The organism is uncultured Corynebacterium sp., assembly GCF_902782855.1.
Classification (GTDB): Bacteria; Actinomycetota; Actinomycetes; order Mycobacteriales; family Mycobacteriaceae; genus Corynebacterium.
Window position 1 is genome coordinate 1 of record NZ_CACZOO010000175.1, and the last position, 5,418, is coordinate 5,418.

10 protein-coding genes are annotated in these 5,418 nt (G+C 70.1%); 3 read left to right on the top strand and 7 right to left on the bottom strand.

The window, feature by feature from the left end:
* Nucleotides 1–113: 113 nt before the first annotated feature.
* From QZV72_RS07820 to QZV72_RS07850, 7 genes are read right to left on the bottom strand one after another with little or no spacing between them, the layout of a single operon-like run.
* On the bottom strand, nt 114–1,271 hold the full coding sequence (locus QZV72_RS07820; RefSeq protein ID WP_297006984.1) for a ThiF family adenylyltransferase: 1,158 nt from the start codon (nt 1,269–1,271) through the stop codon (nt 114–116).
* The gene (locus QZV72_RS07825) at nt 1,271–1,738 is read right to left on the bottom strand and encodes a molybdenum cofactor biosynthesis protein MoaE (RefSeq protein WP_297006986.1); all 468 of its coding nucleotides are present in this window, start codon (nt 1,736–1,738) and stop codon (nt 1,271–1,273) included. Before QZV72_RS07825 ends, QZV72_RS07820 begins: the two co-directional genes overlap by 1 nt.
* Nucleotides 1,731–2,210: a molybdenum cofactor biosynthesis protein B gene (locus QZV72_RS07830; RefSeq protein ID WP_297006988.1), complete on the bottom strand. Its 480-nt coding sequence runs from the start codon at nt 2,208–2,210 to the stop codon at nt 1,731–1,733. The genes QZV72_RS07825 and QZV72_RS07830 overlap by 8 nt, the downstream gene beginning before the upstream one ends.
* Nucleotides 2,207–2,761 (bottom strand): cyclic pyranopterin monophosphate synthase MoaC, encoded by a 555-nt coding sequence (gene moaC / locus QZV72_RS07835; RefSeq protein ID WP_297006990.1) that lies wholly within the window; start codon nt 2,759–2,761, stop codon nt 2,207–2,209. Before moaC ends, QZV72_RS07830 begins: the two co-directional genes overlap by 4 nt.
* Before the next feature lie 11 nt (nt 2,762–2,772).
* A complete protein-coding gene (locus QZV72_RS07840) occupies nt 2,773–3,090 on the bottom strand; it encodes a HigA family addiction module antitoxin (RefSeq protein WP_297006992.1) in 318 nt (105 codons plus the stop codon).
* 19 nt (nt 3,091–3,109) lie between these two features.
* The gene (locus tag QZV72_RS07845) at nt 3,110–3,301 is read right to left on the bottom strand and encodes a type II toxin-antitoxin system RelE/ParE family toxin (RefSeq protein WP_297007001.1); all 192 of its coding nucleotides are present in this window, start codon (nt 3,299–3,301) and stop codon (nt 3,110–3,112) included.
* A gap of 9 nt (nt 3,302–3,310) precedes the next feature.
* Nucleotides 3,311–3,628 (bottom strand): type II toxin-antitoxin system ParD family antitoxin, encoded by a 318-nt coding sequence (locus tag QZV72_RS07850; protein WP_297006993.1) that lies wholly within the window; start codon nt 3,626–3,628, stop codon nt 3,311–3,313.
* A 92-nt stretch (nt 3,629–3,720) separates the two neighbouring features.
* On the opposite strand from QZV72_RS07850, the gene QZV72_RS07855 reads away from it, so the two are divergent.
* From QZV72_RS07855 to QZV72_RS07865, 3 genes are all read left to right on the top strand, one after another.
* Complete coding sequence (locus QZV72_RS07855) at nt 3,721–3,990, top strand: MoaD/ThiS family protein (protein ID WP_297006995.1); 270 nt, start codon at nt 3,721–3,723, stop codon at nt 3,988–3,990.
* Nucleotides 3,991–4,569, top strand: a complete 579-nt coding sequence (locus tag QZV72_RS07860) for an NTP transferase domain-containing protein (RefSeq protein WP_297006996.1) — start codon at nt 3,991–3,993, stop codon at nt 4,567–4,569.
* Nucleotides 4,569–5,418, top strand: an 850-nt coding sequence (locus tag QZV72_RS07865) for a molybdopterin-binding protein (RefSeq protein WP_297006999.1), incomplete at its 3' end; no start/stop codon positions are given. The genes QZV72_RS07860 and QZV72_RS07865, both read left to right, overlap by 1 nt.

Sequence of the window (5,418 nt, forward strand, 5' to 3'; positions counted from 1 at the left end):
CTGTGCCGCACTGTGCCGCACTGTGCCCGTGCACTTCCGACGTGCGCTGTGATGCGCGACCGTCGTCGGCGGAAGACCAGAGGCATCCGCTCCGGCGCAGCGGTCCGACCGCCCTACCGCCGCTCCAGCCAGGCATCGATGCCGCCAGGGTAGTTCAGCGCACTGATCCCCGCGGACGCGAGGATGTCCACCGCGCGCAGCGACCGCACCCCCGACCCGCAGTACACGACCAGCGGACGCGAGGACGCGGACGCCCGGTCGACCACCCGCGACACCTCCTCGGGAACCTCACCGTCCGCGCCGCCCCTGAGCACCGACAGCGGGACATTCACCGCACCCGGAATGTGCACGGTGGCGAACTCGTCGGGCTCTCGGACGTCGAGGAGAACGGCTGCGTCGAGGTCGGGGATGCCGGAGTCGCCGGAGTCGTCCGCATCAGCCGCGTCATCGGAGGGCTCCACCGCGAGCTGCTCCGTGACAGGGGTCGGCGCGGCCCCCACCCGGTCGGCCACCGCCGGATCGGCCTGCACCGTGATGTACTCCCAGCGTCCCGACAACCCGTCGAAGTAGCCGATCGTACCGGCCAGAGGCTCCCCGACCCCGGTCAGCACCTTGACCGCCTCCAGGGCCATCGCGGTTCCCACGACTCCGACGACAGGCCCCAGCACACCGGCCGCCGAACAGGAGGGCACAGTTCCGGGCTCCGGCGGTGCGGGGAAGACATCCTCGTAGACCGGCCCCGGTGTCCCGTCCGGCAGGTGTGTCCCGAACACGGACAGCTGCGCGTCGAAACCGAGGATCGACCCCCAGACGTGGGGGATCCCGAGCACCGCGCAGGCATGGGAGCAGGCGTGGCGGGCGGCGAAGTTGTCGGTGCCGTCCAGCACGATGTCGGCGTCCTGAAGCAGCTCCACGGCATTGTCCGCGGTCAGGCGGGCGTCGACGACATGGACGACCAGGTCCGGGTTCCGTGCCAGCATCTCCCGCCGCGCGGACGCCGTCTTGGGCTCACCGACGGCGGCGTCGACATGGATGACCTGCCGGTGGAGGTTGGAGGTCGCGACTGTGTCGTCGTCGATGACGGTGACCCCACCGACCCCGGCTGCGGCGAGGTAGAGCAGTGCCGGCGAACCGAGCCCGCCAGCGCCGAGCACGGCGACGTGGGAGGACGCCAGCCTCTCCTGCGCCGCCAGACCGAATCCGGCGAGCGTGACCTGGCGTCGGTAGCGGGCGATGTCCACGGTGCCCTTCCCGTCATGCCCGGTGGTCATCACAGACCCACCCAGTCCGTCGAGCCGTCGGCGTGCTCCTGTTCCTTCCAGATCGGCACCTCCGTCTTCACGCGTGTGGCGAACTGGGCGATCGCCTCGAAAGCGGGACCCCGGTGGGAGGACGCCACCACCACGAGAAATGCGAGGTCCCCCACGTCCAACGCTCCGCTGCGGTGCTCCGCCCACAGGCGGACCTCGGGGTACTCGGCGACGGTCTCCTCGGCGATGCGTGCCAGCACGGCGGGTGCGGTCGGGTGGTGGGAGTAGATCAGTTGCGTGACCCCCTCGCCGTTGTCGTGGTCGCGCACGGTGCCCTCGAAGGTGACGACGGCGCCCATCGCGGGGGTCCGCGTCTCCTCCGTCGCCCGGTCGAGGTGAACCTCCAACGGGTCGGTGGAGATGGCGGTGTGGATGACGGTGCCGGTCTGCGCGGCGACGTAGGCAGGATCTTTCACAGGGTCATTCATGGTCCCCGGCTCCTTCCAGCTGGTCGATGAGGTGGTCGAGCACGGGGTCGAGCACGGCGATGCCGTCCCCCACTCCCCCGGCCGAGCCGGGCAGCGTCATGACGAAGGTGCGTCCGACGGTACCCGCCACACCACCGGACAGCAGCGCGGTCGGGACGCCGTTGTCCAGTCCTCTGAGATGGACTGCCGTCATCAGGCCCGGAAGCTCATGGGTGAGCAGCGGTCTGACCGCGGCGACGGTGCGGTCGGTGGGACTGATACCGGTACCGCCGGTGGTGAACACGAGGGTGGGCCGGTCACCGGTGAGCAGGTCCGCGAGGAAGACGGGGATCTCGGCGTCGGCGACGATGACGGCGTCCGGCACGTCGATGCCGTGTCCCCGCAGCCAGTCGACGAGCACCGGGCCGGTGCGGTCGGAGTACTCCCCCGAGGCGGCGCGGGTGGACGCCACGACGACGAGCGCGGTGGTCACGCGTCCTCCCCGGCGCGCACGTCCCAGGCCCCGGACTTGCCGCCGGACTTCGCCAGCACGCGGACGTCCTCGATGACGCCGTGCCTGTCGACCGCCTTGATCATGTCGTACACGGTCAGTGCGGCGCTGGTCACGGCGGTGAGCGCCTCCATCTCCACGCCGGTGACGCCACGGGTCTTCACCGAGGCCTCGATGCGCACGGCGTCCGCCCCGTCGGTGGCGGCGTCCTCGCGGCGGAAGTCGACGGTGATCCTGCCGAGCGGCAGCGGGTGGCACAGCGGGATGATCTCGGGGGTCTTCTTCGCGCCCATGATGCCGGCGACGCGGGCGACGGGCAGGGCGTCCCCCTTGGGCAGGCTCCCGTGCTCCCCGTCTGCCGGCGCGAAGATCATGTCGAGCACGTCGGGCCTGGTACGGACCCGACCGGTGGCCACCGCGGTGCGGCTGGTCTCGTTCTTCGCGGTGACGTCGACCATGTGTGCCGAGCCGTCCCCGCGGACGTGGGTGAGGTGGGTGTTCCCGGGGTTCCCGGAGTTGTCCGTGCTGCTCATAGGTGCCCAGGTTACGCGGTGGCCAACGGCTCGATCTCCGCCAGCCTGTCGCCCAGCGCCTGATGACCCATGCGCAACTCGCAATTGGACTGCAGGTTCATCCAGGACTCCTCCGAGGTCCCGAAGTACCTGGCGAGCCGGATCGCAGTGTCTGCGGTGATGCCCCGCTTGCCGTGCACGATCCCGTTGATCCGACGTGGCGGGACCCCGATGGCCACGGCAACCTTGTGCTCGGCAACCTTGTGCTCGGCAACCTTGTGCTGGGGGATCCCGCAGCCTTCGATGAAGTCCTCCATGAGGACCGCGCCGGGGTGGATCGGTTCGATCATGTGCGAATTCTGTACCTGATCAGTGGTAGTCGACGAGTTCAACACCCTTTGCTCCTCCTTGTCTCCACGTGAAGCGAATCCGCCATTGACTGTTCCCCCGGATACTGTGCTGGTCACGTCGGTCACCGGACAGCCGCTCCAGTCGGTTCCCCGGCGGGATCCGCAGGTCTTCGATATCCATCGCGGCATCAAGAAGCTCCAGCTTCCTCAGTGCTGATCCTCAGTGCTGATCGTCAGTGCCGATCGTTGCAGTCTCCGCCCTCCTCCGTCGGACCACTTCTTCACCGAGCTTGTACACATAGTCCTTGAGTCCCTCGAAGGTGACATCCATGTAGCGCCCCGCAGCAATGTCGATCTCCCCCGCCGCGCCATGCCGACGCAGCGCCTCGAGCTTGACCGCATCCTCCGCACGCTGCTTCTCAACGAGCCGGAGCCCCTCGCGAAGCACCTCGCTGGCGTTCTGGTACTCCCCGGATTCCACGAGGTCCTCCACCAGCTTCTGCTGGTGGTCGGTGATGACGACATTCCGTGTGGGCATGGTGCGCCTCCTTGTTCATTCCCCGACGATAGACACCATTGGCATAATATGCCATACCCCCACAGCGCTGTCGCCCGCCTAGACTGGTGCGCATGGTTGAGATCCACTATTTCGCCGCCGCCCGGGCCGCACGCGGCGTTCCACAGGAGGACGCTGACGCTTCCGGCACACTATCCGACCTGCTCGACACCCTCGGCGCCACCCACACCGGCACCACCGCCGGAGGCATGACGCTCGCCCGGATCTTCGACCGCTGCAGCTTCCTCGTCGACGGCCGCACCGTCACCCGCGCGGACGCCCCCACCGTCGACCTCGGCACCGTCGGTCGCGTCGACATCCTCCCGCCGTTCGCCGGAGGCTAGATGTACGCGCTGATCATCGCCGGTGGGCGCGGCGAACGTCTCGCCACCTCCGCGCCCGGCCCGGTGCCGGTCAAACCGCTGCTCGAGGACGCCACGGGACGCCGGCTCATCGACCGCGTCCTCGACGCCTGCGCCGACCTCCCCGACTGCACCCGGGTCGTCGTCGCCGGCGAGATGCCGCTGCCGTCCGACGTGGCCCGGGTCCGTGAGCATCCGCCGCTGGCCGGCCCCGCCGCAGGCATCGCCGCCGGTGTCGCCGCGATCCCCGCCGACCACACCGGTGACGTGCTGGTCCTGCCCGCCGATCTCGCGGACCCGGCGGCGGTGGTCGCCGCACTGGACCGGCACGGCGTCGTCACCGCGGGCGGACGCCTGCAGCCTCTGCTCTTCCGCTGCGACGTCACCGCACTGCGCGCCGCCTGCGGCACCGACCTCACTGACGCTCCCGTCATGCGCGTCGTGAAGCGACTCCACCTCCCGGAGATCGGACTGCCCGCCACGGCCGTCGCCGACATCGACACCTGGGCGGACGCCACAGCACACGGGTACGGGCACGGGCACGGGTACGGTCAGGACTGATGAACACTCTCAGCTGGTCCGATGCCCGCACCGCCGTCGAACACGCCGTCCGTGACCACGCCCGGCGCGGCACCGAACAGGTTCCGGTCGCCGACGCGGCGGGCCGGGTCCTGGCGTGCGCCGTGGTCTCCCCCATGGACGTGCCGCACTACACGTCCTCGGCGATGGACGGCTTCGCGGTGCGCGGCACCGGCCCGTGGCGACTGCTCGCATTCCCGGTCGAGGGCGCGGCAGGACGCAACGTCCACCGCACGGGCGGCGTCCTCGACGAGGGTGAGGCGCTGCCGGTGCTGACCGGGTCGCTGCTGCCCACCGGCGCGGAGGCAGTCGTCCGCTCGGAGGACGCCGAGACCACCTGCGACGGTTCCCTGCTGCACGCCGGACAGCCGGAGCCCGGCAAGGACATCCGCCCCGCCGGTCAGGAGCGCTCCGCCGGGGCCGAACTGCTGGCCGCGGGCGTGCGGCTCACACCACGTCATGTCGCGATGCTGTCGGCCGGCGGTATCGGCGAAGTGACTGTGACGAGGCGTCCGACGGTGGTGTGCGCCTTCACCGGCAATGAGATCGTGCGTTCCGGGGTGCCCGGTCCCGGTGAGGTGCGCGACGCCTTCTCCGCGTCCTTCCCGGCATTGATCGAATCCTGGGGAGGTGTCGTGACCTCGGCGGAACCGGTGGCGGACGACCCGGTGGCGGTGGAGTACTGGCTGCGGCGGCCCGCGACGGTGGAGGCAGACATCGTGGTGGTCACCGGCGGGTCCGGGTACTCCGGGCAGGACTTCGCCCGTCGGTTCATCACCCGGGCGGTGTCCGGGGAGGGCGGCGAGGTGCTGGCCTCCGGTGTGGCGTGCC